The sequence below is a fragment of the Pantoea sp. SGAir0430 genome, from assembly GCF_043549295.1.
The window spans coordinates 1,336,841-1,357,099 of the sequence record NZ_CP039427.1; the positions used below are offsets into that span (position 1 = coordinate 1,336,841).

Annotated in this window: 16 protein-coding genes; 8 read left to right on the forward strand and 8 right to left on the reverse strand. The window is 59.3% G+C overall.

Annotated elements, in window-relative coordinates; genetic code table 11:
• Window positions 1–38: 38 nt before the first annotated feature.
• Both E7738_RS06450 and dcuR read left to right on the forward strand, forming a co-directional pair.
• Window positions 39–1,673: a sensor histidine kinase gene (locus E7738_RS06450; protein WP_132462880.1), complete on the forward strand. Its 1,635-nt coding sequence runs from the start codon at window positions 39–41 to the stop codon at window positions 1,671–1,673.
• Window positions 1,666–2,385 carry a two-component system response regulator DcuR gene (gene dcuR / locus E7738_RS06455; RefSeq protein ID WP_152391093.1) on the forward strand — a complete coding sequence of 240 codons (720 nt, stop codon included), beginning with the start codon at window positions 1,666–1,668 and terminating at the stop codon, window positions 2,383–2,385. The genes E7738_RS06450 and dcuR overlap by 8 nt, the downstream gene beginning before the upstream one ends.
• Here dcuR and E7738_RS06460 read toward each other — a convergent pair.
• Both E7738_RS06460 and E7738_RS06465 read right to left on the reverse strand, forming a co-directional pair.
• On the reverse strand, window positions 2,379–3,344 hold the full coding sequence (locus E7738_RS06460) for an FAD:protein FMN transferase (RefSeq protein ID WP_152391094.1): 966 nt from the start codon (window positions 3,342–3,344) through the stop codon (window positions 2,379–2,381). The genes dcuR and E7738_RS06460 overlap by 7 nt on opposite strands.
• 50 nt (window positions 3,345–3,394) lie before the next feature.
• Window positions 3,395–6,175: a flavocytochrome c gene (locus E7738_RS06465; protein WP_394516218.1), complete on the reverse strand. Its 2,781-nt coding sequence runs from the start codon at window positions 6,173–6,175 to the stop codon at window positions 3,395–3,397.
• Between the two features lie 605 nt (window positions 6,176–6,780).
• Here E7738_RS06465 and E7738_RS06470 point away from each other — a divergent pair.
• On the forward strand, window positions 6,781–8,292 hold the full coding sequence (locus E7738_RS06470) for an anion permease (protein WP_058769656.1): 1,512 nt from the start codon (window positions 6,781–6,783) through the stop codon (window positions 8,290–8,292).
• 164 nt (window positions 8,293–8,456) lie between these two features.
• Window positions 8,457–10,100, forward strand: coding sequence for a class I fumarate hydratase FumA (gene fumA, locus E7738_RS06475; protein WP_166709980.1), 1,644 nt, complete (start codon window positions 8,457–8,459; stop codon window positions 10,098–10,100).
• Window positions 10,101–10,171: 71 nt separating this feature from the next.
• Here the strand turns inward: fumA and E7738_RS06480 are convergent, their stop codons facing one another.
• Complete coding sequence (locus tag E7738_RS06480; RefSeq protein ID WP_021506344.1) at window positions 10,172–10,336, reverse strand: hypothetical protein; 165 nt, start codon at window positions 10,334–10,336, stop codon at window positions 10,172–10,174.
• A 167-nt stretch (window positions 10,337–10,503) separates the two neighbouring features.
• Window positions 10,504–12,024: an acetaldehyde dehydrogenase ExaC gene (locus tag E7738_RS06485; protein WP_021506345.1), complete on the reverse strand. Its 1,521-nt coding sequence runs from the start codon at window positions 12,022–12,024 to the stop codon at window positions 10,504–10,506.
• 272 nt (window positions 12,025–12,296) lie between these two features.
• Between E7738_RS06485 and E7738_RS06490 the strand changes: the two genes are divergently transcribed.
• A complete protein-coding gene (locus E7738_RS06490; RefSeq protein WP_021506346.1) occupies window positions 12,297–12,860 on the forward strand; it encodes a class I SAM-dependent methyltransferase in 564 nt (187 codons plus the stop codon).
• On the opposite strand, the gene E7738_RS06495 is transcribed toward E7738_RS06490, so the two are convergent.
• Window positions 12,848–13,561: a glutamine amidotransferase gene (locus E7738_RS06495; RefSeq protein WP_058780727.1), complete on the reverse strand. Its 714-nt coding sequence runs from the start codon at window positions 13,559–13,561 to the stop codon at window positions 12,848–12,850. The genes E7738_RS06490 and E7738_RS06495 overlap by 13 nt on opposite strands.
• A 186-nt stretch (window positions 13,562–13,747) precedes the next feature.
• On the opposite strand from E7738_RS06495, the gene E7738_RS06500 reads away from it, so the two are divergent.
• Window positions 13,748–14,632 (forward strand): DMT family transporter, encoded by an 885-nt coding sequence (locus tag E7738_RS06500; protein WP_166710260.1) that lies wholly within the window; start codon window positions 13,748–13,750, stop codon window positions 14,630–14,632.
• A 46-nt stretch (window positions 14,633–14,678) separates the two neighbouring features.
• Entirely contained in the window at window positions 14,679–16,040 is a 1,362-nt protein-coding gene (locus E7738_RS06505; RefSeq protein ID WP_262255887.1) for a CoA transferase, read from the forward strand.
• Between the two features lie 4 nt (window positions 16,041–16,044).
• On the opposite strand, the gene E7738_RS06510 is transcribed toward E7738_RS06505, so the two are convergent.
• The 3 genes from E7738_RS06510 to ghrA are packed head-to-tail and all read right to left on the reverse strand — an operon-like array spanning window position 16,045 to window position 18,325.
• Window positions 16,045–16,602 carry a TorD/DmsD family molecular chaperone gene (locus E7738_RS06510; protein ID WP_021506350.1) on the reverse strand — a complete coding sequence of 186 codons (558 nt, stop codon included), beginning with the start codon at window positions 16,600–16,602 and terminating at the stop codon, window positions 16,045–16,047.
• A gap of 27 nt (window positions 16,603–16,629) precedes the next feature.
• Complete coding sequence (locus tag E7738_RS06515) at window positions 16,630–17,367, reverse strand: phosphatase (RefSeq protein WP_152391098.1); 738 nt, start codon at window positions 17,365–17,367, stop codon at window positions 16,630–16,632.
• Between the two features lie 19 nt (window positions 17,368–17,386).
• Complete coding sequence (gene ghrA / locus E7738_RS06520; protein ID WP_127833939.1) at window positions 17,387–18,325, reverse strand: glyoxylate/hydroxypyruvate reductase GhrA; 939 nt, start codon at window positions 18,323–18,325, stop codon at window positions 17,387–17,389.
• Window positions 18,326–18,531: 206 nt separating this feature from the next.
• On the opposite strand from ghrA, the gene treA reads away from it, so the two are divergent.
• Window positions 18,532–20,208, forward strand: coding sequence for an alpha,alpha-trehalase TreA (gene treA / locus E7738_RS06525; protein ID WP_394516219.1), 1,677 nt, complete (start codon window positions 18,532–18,534; stop codon window positions 20,206–20,208).
• The last annotated feature ends 51 nt before the right edge of the window (window positions 20,209–20,259 follow it).

The window sequence follows — 20,259 nt, forward strand, 5'->3', positions numbered from 1 at the left end:
CCGTCATAATAGCCCCCCGTTTTCCGCAGAGCACGATCATGACCTCTCCACAGCAAGCCACGCCGGCGCGCAGGCGACCGATGAAGCTCAACACCCTGGTGACGCTAATGCTCAGCGCGGTGATTGTGCTGGTGCTGCTGAGCGTACACATGTTTTATTTCTTCCAGATTGGGGCCGCGACGCGCAGCCAGCTGGAGGATAAAGCCATGGCGGTAGCGCGCACGCTGGCGAAATCCCCCGAAATTCAGCAGGCGCTGCGCCTGCCGCCCGATCGGGCCGCTATCCAGCCCATCGCCAAAGCGGTGGAAGAGAGCAACCATCTGCTGTTTATCAGCATCACCAACATGGATGGCATCCGCTACTCGCACCGTAATCCGGAGCTGGTGGGCAAACACTTTATCGGCCCGGACATCGAACCGGCGCTGCGCGGCAACGAGAATGTCTCCGTGAATCAGGGCTCGCTGGCCAAATCGCTGCGCGTGTTTACCCCGGTGTATGACGCCCAGCAGCGGCAGATTGGCGTGGTGGCTATCGGCATCTCGCTGGAGGCGGTCACCGACCAGATCAACCAGAGTCGCTGGAGCATTCTGTGGACCATTCTGATCGGCACTTTTGCCGGCGCGGTTGGCACCTTCATTCTGGTGCGCGTGCTGAAGCGTATCCTGTTCGGCCTCGAGCCATACGAAATTTCCACCCTGTTTGAGCAGCGCCAGGCGATCCTTAACTCCGTCAAGGAAGGCGTGGTGGCGATGGACGATCAGGGCGAGGTGACGCTGGTCAATCAGGCGGCGCGCCAGCTGCTGAGCGATAAAATGGGCAGCAGCGTGGTGAGTACCGCGCGCATTTATGATGCCTCGGTGATCGACCAGCATCTGCAGGAAGTGCTCAACGGCGGTCGCGCACGGCGCGATGAGGAGCTCAACGTCAATGGCCGACTGCTGCTGAGCAACACCGTGCCGGTGCGCAGTCAGGGACGCATTATCGGCGCGGTCTGCACCTTCAGGGACAAGACCGAAATCAGCCAGCTGATGCAGCGTCTGACCGGCATGGTAAACTATGTTGATGCCCTGCGTGAGCGCTCGCACGAGTTCATGAATAAGCTGCATGTGATCCTCGGCCTGCTGCACATGAAAAATTATGCGCAGGTAGAAGCCTATATTCTGAAGACCGCTAATAACTATCAGACGGAAATCGGCTTCCTGCTGGAGAAGATCAAATCACCGGTGATTGCCGGTTTTCTGCTCAGCAAAATTAACCGCGCCTCTGATTGCGGCCATCGTCTGACCATCAGCGATGCCAGTTACCTGCCGGACAGCGGCAACGAGCAGCAAATGGCGGCGCTGATCACCGTGGTCGGCAACCTGGTGGAGAATGCGCTGGATGCGATGAGCGAGCAGACCGAGGGCGAAATCCACGTCATGCTGCATTATCAGAACGGCTGGCTGACCTGTGAAGTGAGCGATGACGGACCGGGCATTGCGCCGCAGCATCTGGCAACCGTGTTCGACAAGGGCTTCTCCACCAAAGGCGAGGATCGCGGGGTCGGCCTGTTCCTGCTGAAACAGCAGACGGAGCACCTCGGCGGCAGCGTCAGCGTGGAGTCCGAGCCCGGCGTGTTCACCCAATTTTTAGTCCAACTTCCGTGGGATGGAGGAACCAAACCGCATGATTAACGTGTTAGTGGTCGACGATGACGCCATGGTGGCCGAGCTGAACCGCAGCTTTATCGGCCAGGTGCAGGGCTTTCACTGCGTGGGTACCGCCGCAACGCTGCAGCAGGCGCGCGAGTTCCTGTTTAATAGCGAAACGCCGATCGACCTGGTGCTGCTGGATATCTATATGCAGCAGGAGAACGGGCTCGATCTGCTGCCGGAGCTGCGCCAGGCGCAGAGTTCAGTAGAAGTGATCATCATTTCGTCAGCGGCCGACGCGGAGAACATTAAAACCTCGCTGCACTACGGCGTAGTCGACTACCTGATCAAACCGTTCCAGTTCCCGCGTTTTGAAGAGGCGCTGACCGGCTGGCGGCAGAAAAAATCGCTGATGGACAATCAGCACTACTACCAGCAGTCGGACCTCGATCTGCTGATGCACGGCAGCCCCGCCACCCAGCACGACAACAAACGGCTGCCGAAAGGCTTAACGCCGCAGACGCTGCGCACGCTGTGTCAGTGGATTGACGCCCATCCCGGCCATGAGTTTTCCACCGACGAGCTGGCGGCAGAGGTGAACATTTCGCGCGTTTCGTGTCGCAAATACCTGATCTGGCTGGCGCAGATTAATATCCTGTTCACCAGCATTCACTACGGTGCCACCGGCCGCCCGGTATATCGCTATCGCCTGCAGCCGGAGTACCATTCGCTGCTGCAGCAGTACTGTCAGTGACGCAGCTGCCAGCTGAAATCCAGCTGGCTGAAGCGGAAATGGCGCGCCGGCGAGCAGATAATCTGCCGATCGCGGGTGACAAACACCGCGTCGATGTCAGGCTGGCCGGCGAGATACGCCAGCCCCTGCTCTACGCCCATGCCGTACAGCAGCGTGGTATAGATATCGCCATCCAGCGAGCGATCGGCAATCACCGTCACGCTCAGTAACTCATTGTCCAGCGGATAGCCGGTGCGCGGATCAAAGATGTGATGCCAGCAGCGGCCGTCGCGTTCAAAGTAGCGCTCATAAATCCCGGACGTCACCACCGATTTGCCCTGCACCTGCAGCGTACCCAGCAGTTCATCGTCCCGGCCAAACGGTTTTTTGAGCCCGATGCCCCAGCCCTGCGGCTGATGCGGCGGGCTGCCGAGCGTCTGCACATTGCCACCGAGATTAATCAGCGCCTGCGCAACACCCTGCTGACGCAGAAATGCCTGCACCACATCAGCGATGTAGCCTTTCGCGATGGCGCCCAGATCGATCTCCATGCCCGGCAGCGGCAGAAACACCGAGTGCTGTTCGGCATCCAGCACCACCTGATGCGGATCGGTCAGGCGAAGCAGCGTCTCAATCTCCGCTGCGGGCGGCACTTCACGCCCCTGAAAACCAATCTTCCAGCGTTTCACCACCGGACCGATAGTGAAGTTAAACGCGCTGTCCGGCAGGATGCTCACCGCGTGCGCCACGCTAATCAGCGCAAACACCGGCGCGCTCACCACCACCGGATGGCGTCCGGCTGCCTGATTAATGGCCATCACTTCAGATTCGGCGCGGTTGACGGTAAACAGGTTTTCCTGCTGTTTGATCAGGCGAAAGACCTGGCTGGCCAGCGTGGGATTGTCTTCGAACAGTTTAAGCAGAATGGGCGAACCCATGAGGACGGCAGAATAGGAATGGACGCCAGCGTCGCTTGTCATTGTGGCCCCGCAAGAGAACGATGCCCGCAGGGCGCGGGCATCGTGATAGCTTAGTTACCTAACGCCAGTTTAGCGGCATTACGGCCCGCTTTGATACCAAAGATAATGATATCGGCGACGGCGTTACCGCCGATGCGGTTCGCACCGTGGATGCCGCCAACCACTTCACCCGCCGCCCAGGCACCAAGAATCACCTGTTTCTGCGCGTCAAGCACTGCGGTCTCGGTGTTGATGGTCACGCCGCCCATGGTGTGGTGCACGCCCGGTGCGATACGAATCGCGAAGAACGGCCCCTGATTGAGCGGATGACGCAGCGCGGTGGCACGGCCAAAGTCTTCGTCTTTCTGGTTAATCACAAACTCATTGTAACGGCCCAGCGTGCTTTGCAGCGTTTCCTGATCCATGTTGAGTTTCACCGCCAGCTCGTGTGGCGTTGGTGCGCTAATCACAAAGCCTTTGGCGATGTATTCGTCCGCCGCTTTGTTGTTGGCACGTACCTGCTCATCGAACACGATCCACGCGCTTTTTTCCGGCAGCGCGATAATCTCGGCAGAAACTTTGTCACGGGTTTCCATTTCATTGTAGAAACGCTTACCGGCCTGGCTGACCAGAATCGCCCCGCCGCCGCGCATCGCTTCGGAAATCAGGTACGAGGTGGTCTGCTCAACGGTTGGGTGGATTTGGATTTCGCCCATGTCGACAGTCTCGGCGCCAATTTTCTGCAGCATGGCGATACCGCTGCCGGTGGCGCCTTTGTGGTTGGTGGTGACGAAACCATCCAGCTCCGGACGGTATTTCACCACCATCTCGCGGTTAGCACTGAAGCCACCGGTGGCCACAATCACGCTTTTCGCATTCAGGATGCGGCTGTCGTTGTACTCATCGACCACTTTCACGCCGGTCACCGCACCGTTTTCAAACAGGATCTCGGCCACTGAGGTTTCCAGCAGCACTTCGATGTTGCGCTGGTTAACGTTTTTCACCAGGCCGCTAATCAGGAAGCCGCCCACCGCCGAGCGATCTTCCGGACGGTGCGTACGGTCAATGCTCATGCCGCCGGTGATGGTGATATCACTCAGCTCAATGTCTTTCGCCGCCAGCCACTCAATGGCTTCTGGCGCACGCTCAACGAACTCACGCAGCAGCACCGGATTGTTTTTGAATTTGCCGCCTTTCAGCGTTTCCTCGTAGAACAGCTCTTTGCTGTCTTCGATGCCTTTCAGTTTCTGATAACGGGTTTCCGCGGCATTCATCCCCACCGACGCTTTGATGGTGTTACCGCCAATGGTGGGCATCTTCTCAATGATCACCACGCGCGCGCCGTCATCGTGTGCCTGAATCGCCGCCGCCAGACCGGCACCGCCGGTACCGACCACCACCACATCGTAGTTGACCGGCGCATTCGGGTTACCGCCCTCTTCAATCACATACTCTTTGCTGGAGGTGGTCAGCGCGCGCGATACCGCTTTCTTCAGCGCCTCACTCTGCGTGGTAGCGCCGGTGATGGCATCGACGTGCGGGCTGTTCGCCACCAGAATACGTTCACGCAGGCTTTCAAAGGTGCTGGTGAAATCGACGTCGAGGTTAGGATCCGGCACCAGCGAGATGTCGGTGATACGGTCGGTGTCAAGCGTTACGTTGATTTTCAGCTTCAGCGCTTCGGCTTCCACTTTCGCCTGGTAAACGCCGGCTTTGTACTTACGATGGCCATCGCTGACGTCACGGATCATCGCATCCACCAGCGAGAAGCGCCACAGCGGTTCCGGAATGGTCAGCGCTTCGCGTTTGGTGCTATCGATGTACAGATCCATGTGCTCGTTTTTGATGATGCGATCGGCCCAGTCCGGATAGGCAATACAGGCTTTACCAATCGCCACCAGATCGAAGCCCGAGGCCAGCGCCAGTTCGGCATCCTCTTTGTTCACCACGCCGCCAACGCCAATCACCGGCACTTTCGCCAGCGTTGCCGAGCGCTGTTCAATGTATTTGCTGATTAACGGCGTCGGGTCCTGGGAATCGACAATCGACGGACGCAGCAGCTGGCCGACAGAGAAGTGCACGTAATCCAGCCCGCGCGCCGCCAGTTTTTCCAGCAGGTACAGCGTGTCGTCCCAGCGGATACCGGGCACTTCCAGCTCTTCCGGCGAGAAGCGATAGCCGATGATGAAATCCGCTGCGGCGAAGCGCTCCGCCATTTTGTGGGTGATTTCCAGCACTTCCAGCGGGAAGCGCGCGCGGTTGTCGCGGCTGCCGCCCCATTTGTCGTCGCGCTGGTTAGAGTTAGGCGAGTAGAACTGTTGAATCAGGTAGGTGTTAGCGCCGTGGATCTCCACGCCGTCGAAGCCAGCTTTGATGGCGCGGTTCACCGCATCACCAAACTTAGTGATCATCACCTCCACTTCTTCCGCCGTCAGCGCCTGCGGGGTGCTGGCACCTTCACGCGGCGCGGCGATAGCGCTGGGCGCGACCGGGGTTTTCCCGCCGATCAGCGCCGGCTCAACCATGCGGCCGCCGTGGTAAATCTGCAGAATGGCTTTAGAACCCTGGGACTTGATGGCGTGCGCGATTCTGGCCAGGCCAGGGATTTTGTTGTCGCTGTCGATGCCGATAGCGCCCGGGAACGCCGGACCGCGGTTATCGATAAAGGCGCACTCGACGATCACGGTGCCGATGCTGCCGGCACGCACGCGATAATACTCAACGAGATCGCTGGTCACGCCGCCGTCGTAATAGCCGGTACAGGTGGTCATCGGGGCCATCACCAGGCGGTTTTTCAGCACCGCACCTTTCGGTAATGTCAGCGGATTAAGAATCGGGGTGAGCGTATTCATGATGAGCAACTCCAGAATTAAGAAATCGTGTATTCAATTCTTTGGCAGTTCGGAGGTCTTTATAATTAATTTAAGTGGTCCGACTTCATGGCATAAATATACCATTTTATTTAGTTACATAACCCAGAATGTTAGTTATATAAGTTTTACGCGTGAAAATACTTTTTATTGCTCATTGCTGAAATCCGCGCTCCGCTAAGTTTTAACCAATACTTGACAAAAATCAACTTTTTCCTTACATTTAAAACAAATGACGTAATATCAAAGAGATAAAAAGCGCCCTTCGCCCGATTCTGGCGGTATTTTTGCCGTTCCGTTCACTTTTAACACATATTTTACACCTGTTGGTTCATTTATTACGGCGCAAAACGTTAAAACAAAAAACCCGCTAATAATTTTATTGATCCAGATCAAAATAGATATTTTAATTAATCGCATCATAGCGTCATTCAATTGATAATTCGCGAAGCAAAATTGCAATAACGAAGATTCATGTAAAAGACACTTTAAAACGTCCCGGTTGATCTGCTACAAGCGTTTCGTAACTAAAAAAATCAACCCGACCGGGCCGTCAATCGCATTCCCATAACTTGCAGACCAAAACTATGAATACACAAACAACCCAGAGTGAACCCCTAAAGGCGCCACCTGCCGCACCGGGGAAAAAGAACCGGCTAGTCATGTTGTGCCTGCCGATCGTGGTTGCCGTGCTGTTGCTGCTGGTGCCCACCCCTGCCGGGCTGGAGCCGTACGCGTGGCACTTCTTCGCCATCTTCGTCGGGGTGATTGTCGGCCTGATCTTCGAACCGCTGCCGGGCGCGGTCATCGGCCTGACCGGTGTGGTGATCATCGCGCTGTTCAGCCAGTACGTGCTGTTCAGCCCGGCAGAACTGGCCGATCCGAAGTTCAAAACGGCCGGACAGGCGTTTAAATGGGCGGTGAGCGGCTTCGGCAACTCCACCGTGTGGCTGATTTTCGGCGCCTTCATGTTTGCCGCCGGCTACGATAAAACCCAGTTCGGTCGCCGCCTGGCGCTGATTCTGGTGAAATATCTCGGCCGTCGCAGCCTGACGCTCGGCTATGCCATCACCTTTGCCGACCTGCTGCTGGCACCGTTTACGCCGTCCAACACCGCGCGCAGCGGCGGGACTATCTACCCCATCATTGCCAACCTGCCGCCGCTGTACGGTTCTAAACCTAACGACCCAAGCGCACGCAAAATTGGTTCTTACCTGATGTGGGTTGCTATCACCGCCGCCTGTATCACCAGCTCAATGTTCCTCTCCGCGCTGGCCCCTAACCTGCTGGCGCTGGCGCTGGTAAAAAGCGTGGTTGGCTTTGATATCTCGTGGGGCATGTGGTTCCTCGCCTTCCTGCCGCTGGGGATCCTGCTGATTCTCACCATGCCGCTGCTGGCTTACTGGCTCTATCCACCAGAAGTGAAAGTGAATGACGAAGTGCCACGCTGGGCTAAAGCCGAGCTGGAGAAACTGGGTCCGCTGTCGCGCAATGAAATTCTGCTGCTGGTGTTCGTGGTCGCTGCGCTGATGATGTGGATCTTCGCCACTGCATGGATTGAACCGGCGATGGCCGCCCTGCTGGTTATCGTGCTGATGCTGTGGACCGGCGTGCTGAACTGGAACGACATCACCAGCAACAAAGCCGCCTGGAACACCTTCGCCTGGTTTGCCACGCTGGTCGCGCTGGCTGATGGTCTGGCGCGCGTGGGCTTCATCGCCTGGCTGGGTAAAGAGGGTGCGCTGCTGCTGCACGGCTACGACCCGCAGGTGTCTGCGGTGGTGCTGCTGGTCGCCTTCTACCTGCTGCACTATCTGTTCGCCAGCACCACGGCGCACACCACCGCCCTGCTGCCTGCCATGCTGACCATTGCCGCCTCGATTCCGGGCATCAACATGCCGGTGTTCTGCCTGATGATGTGTACCTCACTGGGTGTGATGGGCATTATCACCCCGTACGGCACGGGCCCAAGCCCGATTTACTACGGTAGCGGCTACCTGCCAACCAAAGACTACTGGCGTCTCGGTACCATCTTTGGTGCCCTGTTCCTGGTGGCGCTGATGGTCATTGCCTACCCGTGGATGGTGATGATGTTCTGATGATGTTGCTTTGATGTTAAAAACGCAGCCGCGTAATAACGTTAAAGTGGTATGATACTCGCCAGTCAGCTCTTGCCGCGGACTGGCGAGAGAAAATCGAATAACAGATCGCCTAATTTGTCGCCCGTCATGCTGGCGGGCAACACGAAGCTAAGTGAGCCAACATGTCGAACAAACCCTTCTACTACCAGAATCCCTTTCCTCTCGCCAAAGATGATACCGAGTACTATCTGCTGAGCCGCGACCATGTTTCGGTGGCCAACTTTGACGGCGAAGAAATCCTGAAAGTCGACCCGAAAGCGCTGACGCTGCTGGCACAGCAGGCGTTCCACGATGCCTCTTTTATGCTGCGCGCCTCACATCAGCAGCAGGTGGCGTCGATTCTGGCGGACGATGAAGCCAGCCAGAACGACAAATACGTGGCGCTGCAGTTCCTGCGCAACTCGGAAATCGCCGCCAAAGGCGTGCTGCCGACCTGCCAGGACACCGGTACCGCCATCATCATGGGTAAAAAAGGCCAGCGCGTCTGGACCGGCGGTGGCGATGAAGCTGCGCTGTCTCAGGGCGTTTACAACACCTTTATCGAAGATAACCTGCGCTACTCGCAGAATGCGCCGCTTGATATGTATAAAGAGGTCAACACCGGCACCAACCTGCCGGCGCAGATCGATCTCTACAGCGTTGACGGCGACGAATACAAATTCCTGTGCATCGCCAAAGGTGGCGGTTCTGCTAACAAAACCTATCTGTATCAGGAAACCAAAGCGCTGATCACACCAGCGAAGCTGAAAAACTACCTGATTGATAAAATGATGTCGCTCGGCACGGCGGCCTGTCCGCCGTACCACATTGCGTTTGTCATCGGCGGCACTTCCGCTGAGAGCACGCTGAAAACCGTCAAGCTGGCGTCAACCCACTATTACGATTCGCTGCCGACCGAAGGCAACGAACACGGTCAGGCGTTTCGTGACGTGCAGCTGGAACAGGAACTGCTGGAAGCCTCGCAGAAACTCGGCCTCGGCGCGCAGTTTGGCGGTAAATATTTTGCTCACGATATCCGCGTGGTGCGTCTGCCGCGTCACGGCGCATCCTGCCCGGTGGGCATGGGCGTTTCCTGCTCGGCTGACCGCAACATCAAAGCCAAAATTAACCGCGAAGGCATCTGGATCGAGAAGCTGGAAGACAACCCAGGCCGCTATATCCCGGAAGCGCTGCGTCAGCAGGGCGAAGGCGAAGTGGTCAGCGTCGATCTCAATCGCCCGATGAGCGAGATCCTTGCCCAGCTCTCCGCTTACCCGGTGGCGACGCGTCTGTCGCTGAACGGCACCATCATCGTGGCGCGTGATATTGCGCACGCCAAACTGAAAGAGCGCATCGACAACGGCGAAGGTCTGCCGCAGTACATCAAAGATCACCCGGTGTACTATGCGGGCCCGGCGAAAACGCCGGAAGGTTACGCGTCCGGTTCACTCGGTCCGACCACCGCCGGCCGCATGGACTCCTACGTCGATCTGCTGCAGGCTAACGGCGGCAGCATGGTGATGCTGGCCAAAGGTAACCGCAGCCAGCAGGTCACGGATGCCTGCCATAAACACGGCGGCTTCTATCTGGGCAGTATTGGCGGCCCGGCGGCGGTGCTGGCGCAGCAGAGCATTAAGAGTCTGGAGTGCGTGGAGTATGCCGAACTGGGCATGGAAGCGATCTGGAAAATTGAAGTGGAGAACTTCCCGGCGTTCATCCTGGTGGATGACAAAGGCAACGACTTCTTCCAGCAGATCCACAACCAGTGTGCTGCCTGCGTGAAATAAGCCGGCCTGCAATAAAAAAATCCGCGGCGTAAAAGCTGCGGATTTTTTTTGTCTGCCAGCCCCTGCTGCGCTCACACACCGCGCAGCTGCACGTCCAGCAACAGATCGGCATCGTCGTCGTTCTGGCCAATCACGTAGATTGCCTGGCGGCCCGGCAGATTTACGGTAATGATATTCTCTTCGACCGCATCCAGCACTTCGTCGTGCTGCTCCTGAAAGTGGTACAGGGTGTTCATCTTCTCTCCTTAAAAACGGTGCGTTACTGTATAAACTCACGCCTCTTAATATCGACAAGACGCGTCTTAATAACAGGGGGAATAATCTGTTTTTTCTGTCAGCACTGTGACAGGGCTGTGTGACGTTGCCATGAAGGCGGCAGCGGCGCGCACCGCTGCCGGTTAAATCAGAAAAAGCCGAGAGGCTGCGTACTGTAGCTGACCAGCAGATTTTTAGTCTGCTGGTAGTGATCGAGCATCATTTTGTGGGTTTCACGGCCAATCCCGGATTTTTTATAGCCGCCAAACGCGGCGTGCGCCGGATAGAGGTGATAGCAGTTGGTCCAGACGCGACCGGCTTTGATCGCGCGACCTACGCGGTAAGCACGGTTAATATCGCGCGTCCACACGCCCGCACCGAGGCCGTAAATCGAATCGTTGGCGATGGCAATCGCTTCCGCTTCGTCTTTAAAGGTCAGCACGCCGACCACCGGTCCGAAAATCTCCTCCTGGAAGACGCGCATGCTGTTATCACCTTTCAGCAGCGTCGGCTGAATGTAGTAACCGCTGGCAAACGCCTCACCGATTTTCTCCACCCCGCCGCCGTGCAGCACCTGCGCGCCCTCCTGCTGAGCAATCTCCAGGTAAGAGAGAATTTTGTCGAACTGCTGCTGCGACGCCTGCGCGCCGATCATGGTCTCAGTGTCGAGCGGATCGCCACGTTTAATGGTCTGGATGCGCTTCATCACCGCCGCCATAAACGGCTCAAAAATCGACTCCTGCACCAGCGCGCGTGACGGACAGGTACAGACTTCGCCCTGATTGAGGAAGCCCAGCACTACGCCTTCGGCCGCTTTTTCGATGAAGCTCTCCTCCGCCTGCATGATGTCTTCAAAGAAAATGTTGGGCGACTTGCCGCCCAGCTCGACGGTGGACGGGATCAGGCTTTTTGCCGCCAGCTCAAGAATGTGGCCGCCGGTGGCGGTCGATCCGGTAAAGGCGATCTTGGCGATACCCGGATGCGAAGCCAGCGCCTCGCCGGCCTCTTTGCCGTAGCCGTGCACCACGTTAATCACGCCCGGCGGCACCAGGTCTTTAATCAGCTCCATCAACAGGGTAATGGAGAGCGGCGTCTGTTCGGCGGGCTTCAGCACCACGCAGTTACCGGCACCCAGCGCCGGCGCCAGTTTCCACGCCGCCATCAACAGCGGGAAGTTCCACGGGATAATTTGTCCGACGACCCCAAGCGGCTCATGGAAGTGGTAGGCGGCGGTGAATTCGTCGATCTCTGCCGCGGTGCCTTCCTGGGCGCGCACGCAGCCGGCAAAGTAGCGGAAGTGGTCAACCGCCAGCGGCAAATCAGCCGCCAGGGTTTCACGTACCGGCTTACCGTTATCCCAGGTTTCATTGACCGCGATGGCTTCCAGATTGGCTTCCAGCCGGTCGGCAATTTTCAGCAGCAGCAGCGAACGCGCCTGCGGCGAGGTTTTGCCCCATGCGTCCGCAGCGGCCTGCGCGGCGGCCACGGCGTTGTCGATATCCTGTTTATCCGAGCGCGGAAATTCGCCGATGGTCGAACCGTTGATCGGCGTGGTGTTAACAAAATAGTTACCGTTTACCGGCGGAACAAATTCGCCGTTGATGAAGTTGCCATAACGCGATTGCAGGTGGATGAGAGAACCGGTTTCTCCCGGAGCAGCGTAACGCATGGTGTTTCTCCTTGCGGGACAGAGTAGCGATTAACAACATTTAAACTTGTTATTAACATTGAGCGAACAATGCCAGCCTGTCAGATCGCTCAGCGGGAAACTGTGACCGCATCGAAGGAAAAGAAGGCATTAAGAAACTGCCCTGCCGTCACGCCATAACCTGCGCCTGTCGCAGACAGATAATTCCGAGTTTGGCCATAAGCGCGATGAAAAGCGGAACATGTGCGATTTGTGCGGTCAATATGAAGCAGACCCGTGAACAGGAGAACAAGATGCTGGCTTCAGCCCTGATGGTAATGCGCGCCAAAGCGAACTTCGTTCAGCAATTTATCCGCAATCCGCGCAAAATGGGCAGCATCACGCCCTCTTCAGCCGCCCTGTGTCGCGCCATGTGTGAAACGGTCAACTGGGAGCACAGCCTGCGCATTGCCGAGCTGGGTGCCGGCGACGGCGTGCTGACCCGTCATCTGCTGGCACATATGGCACCGCAGGCGCAGCTGGATGTGTTTGAAATCAGTCCCGAACTGGTAAAAGGGTTACGCCGCTGGAACGATGCGCGCATGCAGGTGCGCGCCTGCTCGGCAGAGTATCTGTCCGGGGAGTACGATGTGATTTTTTCCGGCCTGCCGCTGCTGTCGCTGCCGCCCGCAACGCGCGACGCCATTCTCAGCGCGGTGCATGAAGGACTGGGACCGCGCGGCGTGTTTGTCCAGTTTCAGTACACCTCGCTGACCCAGCCCAGCCTGTCACGCTACTTCACCTGGCAGCGCCAGCGGGTGCTGAAGAATATGCCACCCGCGTGGGTTTATCGCTGCACGCGGCATTACGCGCCCTGAGCCTGCGCCTGCGGGCGCGTCTGCTGCCAGAAACGCTGCAGCAGCTCGCGCGCCCAGTCTTCGCCAGACAGCTGCGCGCCATCATCGCTGACGCCGGAAGGCAGACAGGCGGTCATGATGTTATGGTCGAATTCCGGATGGAACTGCACCGACAGCGCCTGCGGCGAGTAGCGCAGGATCTGGCAACCATCCAGCGCTGAACGCGCCAGCACCTGTGCCTGCGGCGGCGGTACCAGCACCGACTGGCGGTGCGACAACCACGCCGGGAAGGCCTCCGGCAACTGTGCCAGCCACGGATCGCGGTGCGGGGTGCGCGTCAGGGTTTTCAGCCCGCGCTCCCAGCCGTTCGGGTTATCGCCCACTTTACCGCCCAGCGCATAGGCCATCAGCTGATGACCATAGCAAACGCCGAGCAGCGGCAGTTGCGCGTCGATGGCCGCACGAATCCAGGCGGCGGTGCGCTCGCTCCAGTCGGCGTGATCGGTCACCATCGCCCACGAACCGCTGAAAATCGCACCGCTGATGCCAGAGAAAGCCGGCAGCTCTTCCCCGAGATGCGGCCGCACAATGACATAATCATCCGGCTGTAGCGCCAGGGCTGCAATAAACCACTGTGGTTGTTCACCAATTTTTGCCACCACCTGCGGCGGCGGCGTTTCGAGTTGAATCAGAGCAAGGGGTAAGGTGCGGGTCTGTGTCATGCCGAATACGGTCCTCAAATGATCGTGTTTCGGACATCCACTCTGACAGTAAATTTGCCCTCTGTCCTGGATTTTTCGGCATAAGCTAATGCCATTACGAAAAAAAGCGTCGTCCGCGTGCGCCAACCGATCGCCTTCGTGCCATCATTAGACGGTGACAACATCGATAAAACAAAGGACAGCAGCGTGGCGGTGCGGCATTTTTTTCTGGTTCTGATGGTGGTGTGCATCTGGGCGTTCAATAACGTGGCGATAAAGTGGGGATTGCTGGAGCTTCCGCCGCTGTTTCTGACCTGGATGCGCTTTGTGGTGGTGGCTATTGTGCTGGTGCCGTTTTGCCGCATCACGCGCGCCCAGCTGCCGTGGCTGCTGACGCTGGCGTTTACCTTTGGCTTCATGCACTTTTCGCTGCTGTTTGTCGGCATGCGCTATACCGATGCCGGCACCGGGGCCATTGTGGTCCAGCTGGGCACGCCGATTGCCATGCTGCTGGCGATGGTGGTGCTGAAGGAGAAACTGCGGCTGGTGCAGCTGTGCGGTATCGCCATCTCGCTGGCCGGGGTGGTGGTGCTCTCCGGCAGCCCGACAATTCCGGCGTGGTGGGTGCTGTGTATTCTGCTGTGCAGCGCCACCGGCTGGGCAGTGAGCAATATGATTGTGAAAAAGTCACCGCCGATTAAACCGCTGACGCTCACCGGCTGGATCTCCTTCCTTGCGGTGCCGATTGTCGGCGCGGCCTCGTGGCTGACTGAATCGCAGCAGTTTACCGCGCTGAGTCAGGCTGGCTGGCGCGGCTGGTTTGGCATCCTGTACAGCGCCCTCGCCTCGTCAATTGTCGCCTACACGCTGTGGTACGCGCTGCTGAAAAAATATAACGTCAACCTGATCATGCCCTACTCGCTGCTGACGCCGGTGCTGGCGGTACTTATGGGCGTGCTGGTGCTGGGCGACAGCATGAACAGCTTCAAAATTCTGGGTGCCTCGCTGGTGGTGCTGGGGACGGCGATTGCGGTGATTAACCTGCGTAACCTGCGCATGCATGCCCGCTTTCCGCGTCTGCGCCGCCGCTAATCCACTCTGCTATGCTTGAAGCTCGCGTGTTTTCCGGAGGTTTAGCATGGATTCTCAACGCGCTGCCGCATTGTGGCAGCAACTGTGGCAGGGATTGCGGGGTGCGGAACACGCGCCGACGATCCACTTTCTTCAGACCGACAGCTTCCCCTCGGCTTTTGCCGTTAGCGAACTCGCCGCCACCAGCATCGGCCTCGCCAGCCAGGCGCTGAGCGATCTGCTGGGGCGTCCGGCCCCGGTCAGCGTCAACGTCCGCCTGGCCTCGCGCTGGTTTCAGCACAGCCTGACGCCGCTGAACCGTCCAGCAGTCGCCCAGTGGGATGCGCTGGCCGGTGACTATCCGTGCGAGGATGGCTGGATCCGCCTGCACACCAACGCACCGCATCATCGCGCCGCCATGGCACGCGTGCTGGGCGAGCACGCCGATCGGTCATCGCTGGCGGCGGGGGTGGCACGCTGGCAGGGACACGCGCTGGAGCAGGCCGTGGTCGACGCCGGCGGCTGTGCCGCCTGGATGCGCAGCGCACAGCAGTGGCAGCAGCACGCGCAGGGGCTGGCGGTAAGCGAAGAAGCGCTGATTGCCCAACGGGCAACCGGCGAAGCGCCCACGCCGGGCTGGGCGCTGCTGCCGGCGCGCCCGCTGCTCGGCGTGCGGGTGCTGGATCTGACGCGCATCATTGCCGGACCGGTAGCGACCCGCTTTCTGGCCAGCCTCGGCGCGCAGGTGCTGCGCATCGATCCGCCCGGCTGGCGTGAACCGACGCTGGAAGAGGAGATCAACTGCGGCAAACGCTGCGCGCAGCTGGATATCAAAACCCGCGCCGGGCGCGATCGGCTGATTACGCTGCTACAGCATGCGGACGTGCTGGTGCACGGCTACCGCGCGGACGCACTGGAAAAGCTGGGGCTGGATGCGGAGAGCCGTCAGCGGCTGGCGCCGGGGCTGGTGGATGTCAGCCTCAACGCCTGGGGCTGGCACGGGCCGTGGCGCAACCGGCGCGGTTTTGACAGCCTGGTGCAGATGGCCTGCGGCATCGCCGAACAGGGTATGCGCTGGCAGGCAGGCGTTAAACCGACGCCGCTGCCGGTGCAGGCGCTGGATCACGCCACCGGCTATATGATGGCGGCCGCGGTGCTGGAAGGATTACGCCAGCGCCGAATTAACGGCACCGGCTGGCAGGCGCGTTTGTCGCTGGCGCGTACCGCGCTGCTGCTTCAGCAGCACGGCGCAGCGCCACAAGGCGAACAGCGCGGCATTACGCCGCAGCCGCACGATGCGCTGAGCGCGCTGGAGATCAATCGCTGGGGGATTGGCGAGCGCCTGCGCGCCGCGGCTTATCTGCCCGGTACGCCGATGCTGTGCGCGGCACCGGCGCAGCTGCCCGGCAGCAGCCATCCCTGCTGGTGACGACTCAGGCGTCGTCGCCCTCTTCACGCAGTTCGTCATACATCGCCTGAATCGCCTCACGGCTCAGCGCCGCCAGCGTGCGATAAAACGCGGTGGTGGCGTGGGCTTCCACTTTACCGAGGAAGGCGCCGCACCACGGCAGCAGGTAGTCATCGAACAGCGCCAGCTGGGCCGCCGCCTCATCTTCCGCAGACTGATCTTCCAGCCAGGAGGCCGCCAGCAGCAGCACGCCAAAGTGATCGGCCGGCGACTCGCTCAGTGGCATACCGCGTGAGGTTAAAAACGCCCGCACCTCGGCTTCCTGCGGTCCGTTCGGCCACTGTGAGGCGTACGGCGGTACGCTGCAGTCGCTGCCGACGAACAGCGCGTTGTAATCCGCCGCCAGCGCCTGCGGATCGCTATTCTGCTGCAGCCGGGTCAGCAGTTCATCCTGCTCCAGCGGCCACTGATCTTTCAGTTTGCCTTCGCGCAGCAGGGTGAACAGCGGCACCAGCAGCGGGTCCTGCGGCTGGCGATTAAACAGCGAGCCGATGACGCGGCAGAGAATGGAAAACTCATTCATGCAACAGAATTCCTTGAGGCAAAAAAGTTAAAAGTCGGCAAATTCCGCAATGTGTTTGCCGGTGCGCTGTTCGAGAAAGTCGAGCAGGCGACGCGGCGTGACATTTAACACGCGATCCTGCGGAAAATCCACTTCGCGCGTAATACGCAGGCAGTGCTCGAAATCGCCGAGCGTAAAGGCGGTGTGCGAATCGGAGCCAAACGCCAGCCGGCCACCGGCGTCACGCACCGCTTCCGCAATCGCGCGGCAGTTAGGTTCACTGCCCGGACGCGAATGGGTAAACGACGAGTTGTTGATCTCCAGCGCCACATCGTAGTGCGCGGCGGCTTCCGCGATGGCGCGAATATCCACCGGGAATTTCGGGTTGCCCGGATGGCTGATGATGTGCACCAGTCCGCTGGCCATGGTGGCGATCATCGCTTCGGTGTGGTGAGCCTTGTCGCGCGGCGCATAGACCGGCTCATGGAAGCCGGCGACGATCAAATCCAGCGCATCCAGCATCGGCCCGCTGCAATCAATCTCACCCTGCTGATTTTTGATGTTGGCTTCAATGCCGCGCAGCACGCCGACGCCGTCAATCACGCGCGGCCAGATGCGCATATTCACAAAATGCCAGTAGTGCGGCGCATCGGCCATGTCCGGACCGTGATCGGTAATGGCGAACAGCTTCAGGCCGTTGTGTTTCGCCTGCGCGACGTAATCGTGCAGCGTGCTGTACGCATGGGTGCTGGCCACGGTATGCATATGTAAATCGACGGGATACATCCTCTTCTCCTCTGCTGAATTAATAGCCACGCTGGCGATCGACCAGACCGCGCGGCTGTTGGCCCTGCTCCAGTGCCGTGATGGCACCGGCGATATAGTCCATCGCCTCATGCGGCAAGGTGGTGGCGGCATTATGCGGGGTAATCATGACACGCGGATGAGACCACAGCGGACTCGCGGCCGGCAGCGGTTCCACCTGGAATACGTCCAGCGCGGCGGCGGCCAGCTGACCGCTCTCCAGCGCCGCCAGCAGATCGGCCTCTACCACGTGCGCACCGCGTGCGAGGTTGAGGAAACAGGCGCCGCGCGGTAGCGCGCTAAGAAACGTGCCATTGATCAGGTTGCTGGTTTCCGGCGTGGCGGGCAGCAAATCAATTAATACCTGACTGTCAGCGAGAAAATCCGCCAGCTGGTCGCGGCCGTGAAAAGTGGTGACACCGGCAATCTGCTTCGGCGAGCGGCTCCAGCAGCGCAGCGGGAAGCCCCACTGGCGCAGGCTCTCCAGCACGCTGCGGCCGAGCACGCCTGCCCCCAGCACGCCAATGGTAAAAGTAGCACGTTCGCGGTCCGGCAGTGGCTGCCATAGCGCCTGTCGCTGCTGCTGGTGATAGTCGGCGAAGCGGCGGAACCAGCCCAGCACGCACCAGTTCGCATACTCCTGCATCTGGCGTGCCATGCCGGTGTCTTCCAGCCGGTAGAGCGGCACCGCTTCAGCCAGCATCTCAGGGTATGTGCGCAGCTGCCGCAAAATTTCGTCCACGCCGGCCCCCATGGCGAATACGCCACGCAGCGCCCGTCCCGCCAGCATCTCCACCGGCGGCGATCGCACAATGGCGTAGTCGGCGGGTGCACTGTCGCCCGGCTGCCACTGGCGGATGCGCACCGACGGCAGACGCTGGCGCATGCCGTCCAGCCACGGCTGCGGATTCAGTGACGGGTGATACCAGATGATCTCCATACTGCTCTCCTTTTTTTCTTTCAGCCTCAGTCAAATAGCGGCGCAGGGCAAGTAAAAACCCGCACCGCACCGCAATTTTCCGGCGATTAATCGCGAAGGCTTCACATTTCCGCCGCTGCAAAAGGCTAAGCGGCGCGTTAACGTCTAAAGTTGTTCGGGTGGTCAATGCGTTAGCGCACCACCTTTTCGGACAAGGAGAAAAACCGATGATAAAAAATGTAGTGTTTACGCCTGCGCGTCTTACCCTATTGCTCAGCGCGGCGCTGCTGAGCGCGTCTGCTGTGCACGCTGAGGATAACAGCCGCATGCTCAGCGCCCAGCCGCAGCCGCCGGATGTGCGACTCGGCCCACTATTCAGTGCCGTGCAGCAGGCCAGATTTTATCCGGACCAGAAAACCTTTGCCGATGCGGTCCCCAAATATGACCCGGCGTCGATTCTCGCCGACTGGCAGATGCAGAAAAATCAGCGTAATTTCGATCTCAGGCGTTTCGTGGATACCAACTTCACCCTGCCCAAAGCGCAGGATAAATACGTGCCGCCCGCCGGCCAGAGCCTGCGCGCGCACATCAATGGTCTGTGGCCGGTGCTGACGCGCAGCACGCCAACGGCCAGCCAGTACGATTCGCTGCTGCCACTGCCGAAACCGTACGTGGTGCCAGGCGGGCGTTTCCGCGAAGTCTATTACTGGGACAGCTACTTCACCATGCTCGGGCTGGCAGAGAGCGGCCACTGGGATCGGGTGCAGGATATGGTGGACAACTTCGCCAGCGAGCTGGACAAGTACGGCCACATCCCTAACGGCAACCGCAGCTACTATCTCAGCCGCTCGCAGCCGCCGTTCTTCAGCCTGATGGTGGATTTGCTGGCCAGCCACAAGGGAGACGACGTTTACCGCCAGTATCTGCCGCAGCTGCAAAAAGAGTATGACTACTGGATGGCGGACAGCGATAAGGTGGCTGCCGGCCAGGCGAGCAAGCGCGTGGTGAAGCTGAGCGACGGCACCCTGCTCAATCGCTACTGGGATGACCGTGACGTGCCGCGCACCGAATCCTGGCTGGACGATGTCAACACCGCGAAAAAAGCGCCTGAGCGCAATAAACAGCAGGTGTATCGCGATCTGCGCGCGGGCGCCGCCTCGGGCTGGGACTTCAGCTCACGCTGGTTCACCGATGCGCACAATCTGGCCTCGATTCGCACCACCCAGCTGGCCCCGGTGGACCTCAACAGCCTGCTGTTCCACCTGGAGCAGACGCTGGCGAAAGCCGCGAAGCTGGCAAAACAGAATGATAAAGCGCAGCAGTTTGCGGCGGATGCAGAGAAGCGCCAGGCGGCGATCAATCGTTACCTGTGGGATGACAAACAGGGCTGGTATGCCGACTACGATTTCCAGAAAAAGCAGGTGCACAACCAGCTCACCGCCGCCACGCTGTTCCCGCTGTATATGCAGCTGGCGGGCGACAAGCAGGCGGAACGCACCGCCGCCGCAGTGGAAAAACAGCTGCTGAAACCGGGCGGGCTGGTCACCACGACGGTAAACAACGGCCAGCAGTGGGATGCGCCTAACGGCTGGGCCCCGCTGCAGTGGGTAGCGGTCGAAGGTCTGGAGCACTACAAGCAGAACCAGCTGGCACAGCAGATCGGTCAGCGCTTCCTGCAAAATGTGCAGCAAACTTACGATCGCGAGCACAAGCTGGTTGAGAAGTATGTGGTCGACGGCGCCCAGCTGGGCGGTGGTGGCGGCGGCGAGTATCCGCTGCAGGACGGCTTTGGCTGGACCAACGGCGTAACGCTGAAGCTGCTGGATAAGTATTGTCCGAAAGATAAAACCTGTGACAGCACGCGCGACATCCCCTCAATGCCGACGCTAAACGCGGCGAAATAACCCTGACGTCAGGTGCGCCGGCGTGCGCACCTGCTTCTCAAGCCCGATGCC

Bases quoted from the DNA above. Each gene is read 5' to 3' on its own strand.
- E7738_RS06450 (WP_132462880.1), top strand. From the start codon at position 39: ATGACCTCTCCACAGCAAGCCACGCCGGCGCGCAGGCGACCGATGAAG.
- dcuR (WP_152391093.1), top strand. From the start codon at position 1,666: ATGATTAACGTGTTAGTGGTCGACGATGACGCCATGGTGGCCGAGCTG.
- E7738_RS06460 (WP_152391094.1), bottom strand. From the start codon at position 3,344: ATGACAAGCGACGCTGGCGTCCATTCCTATTCTGCCGTCCTCATGGGT.
- E7738_RS06465 (WP_394516218.1), bottom strand. From the start codon at position 6,175: ATGAATACGCTCACCCCGATTCTTAATCCGCTGACATTACCGAAAGGT.
- E7738_RS06470 (WP_058769656.1), top strand. From the start codon at position 6,781: ATGAATACACAAACAACCCAGAGTGAACCCCTAAAGGCGCCACCTGCC.
- fumA (WP_166709980.1), top strand. From the start codon at position 8,457: ATGTCGAACAAACCCTTCTACTACCAGAATCCCTTTCCTCTCGCCAAA.
- E7738_RS06480 (WP_021506344.1), bottom strand. From the start codon at position 10,336: ATGAACACCCTGTACCACTTTCAGGAGCAGCACGACGAAGTGCTGGAT.
- E7738_RS06485 (WP_021506345.1), bottom strand. From the start codon at position 12,024: ATGCGTTACGCTGCTCCGGGAGAAACCGGTTCTCTCATCCACCTGCAA.
- E7738_RS06490 (WP_021506346.1), top strand. From the start codon at position 12,297: ATGCTGGCTTCAGCCCTGATGGTAATGCGCGCCAAAGCGAACTTCGTT.
- E7738_RS06495 (WP_058780727.1), bottom strand. From the start codon at position 13,561: ATGACACAGACCCGCACCTTACCCCTTGCTCTGATTCAACTCGAAACG.
- E7738_RS06505 (WP_262255887.1), top strand. From the start codon at position 14,679: ATGGATTCTCAACGCGCTGCCGCATTGTGGCAGCAACTGTGGCAGGGA.
- E7738_RS06510 (WP_021506350.1), bottom strand. From the start codon at position 16,602: ATGAATGAGTTTTCCATTCTCTGCCGCGTCATCGGCTCGCTGTTTAAT.
- E7738_RS06515 (WP_152391098.1), bottom strand. From the start codon at position 17,367: ATGTATCCCGTCGATTTACATATGCATACCGTGGCCAGCACCCATGCG.
- ghrA (WP_127833939.1), bottom strand. From the start codon at position 18,325: ATGGAGATCATCTGGTATCACCCGTCACTGAATCCGCAGCCGTGGCTG.
- treA (WP_394516219.1), top strand. From the start codon at position 18,532: ATGATAAAAAATGTAGTGTTTACGCCTGCGCGTCTTACCCTATTGCTC.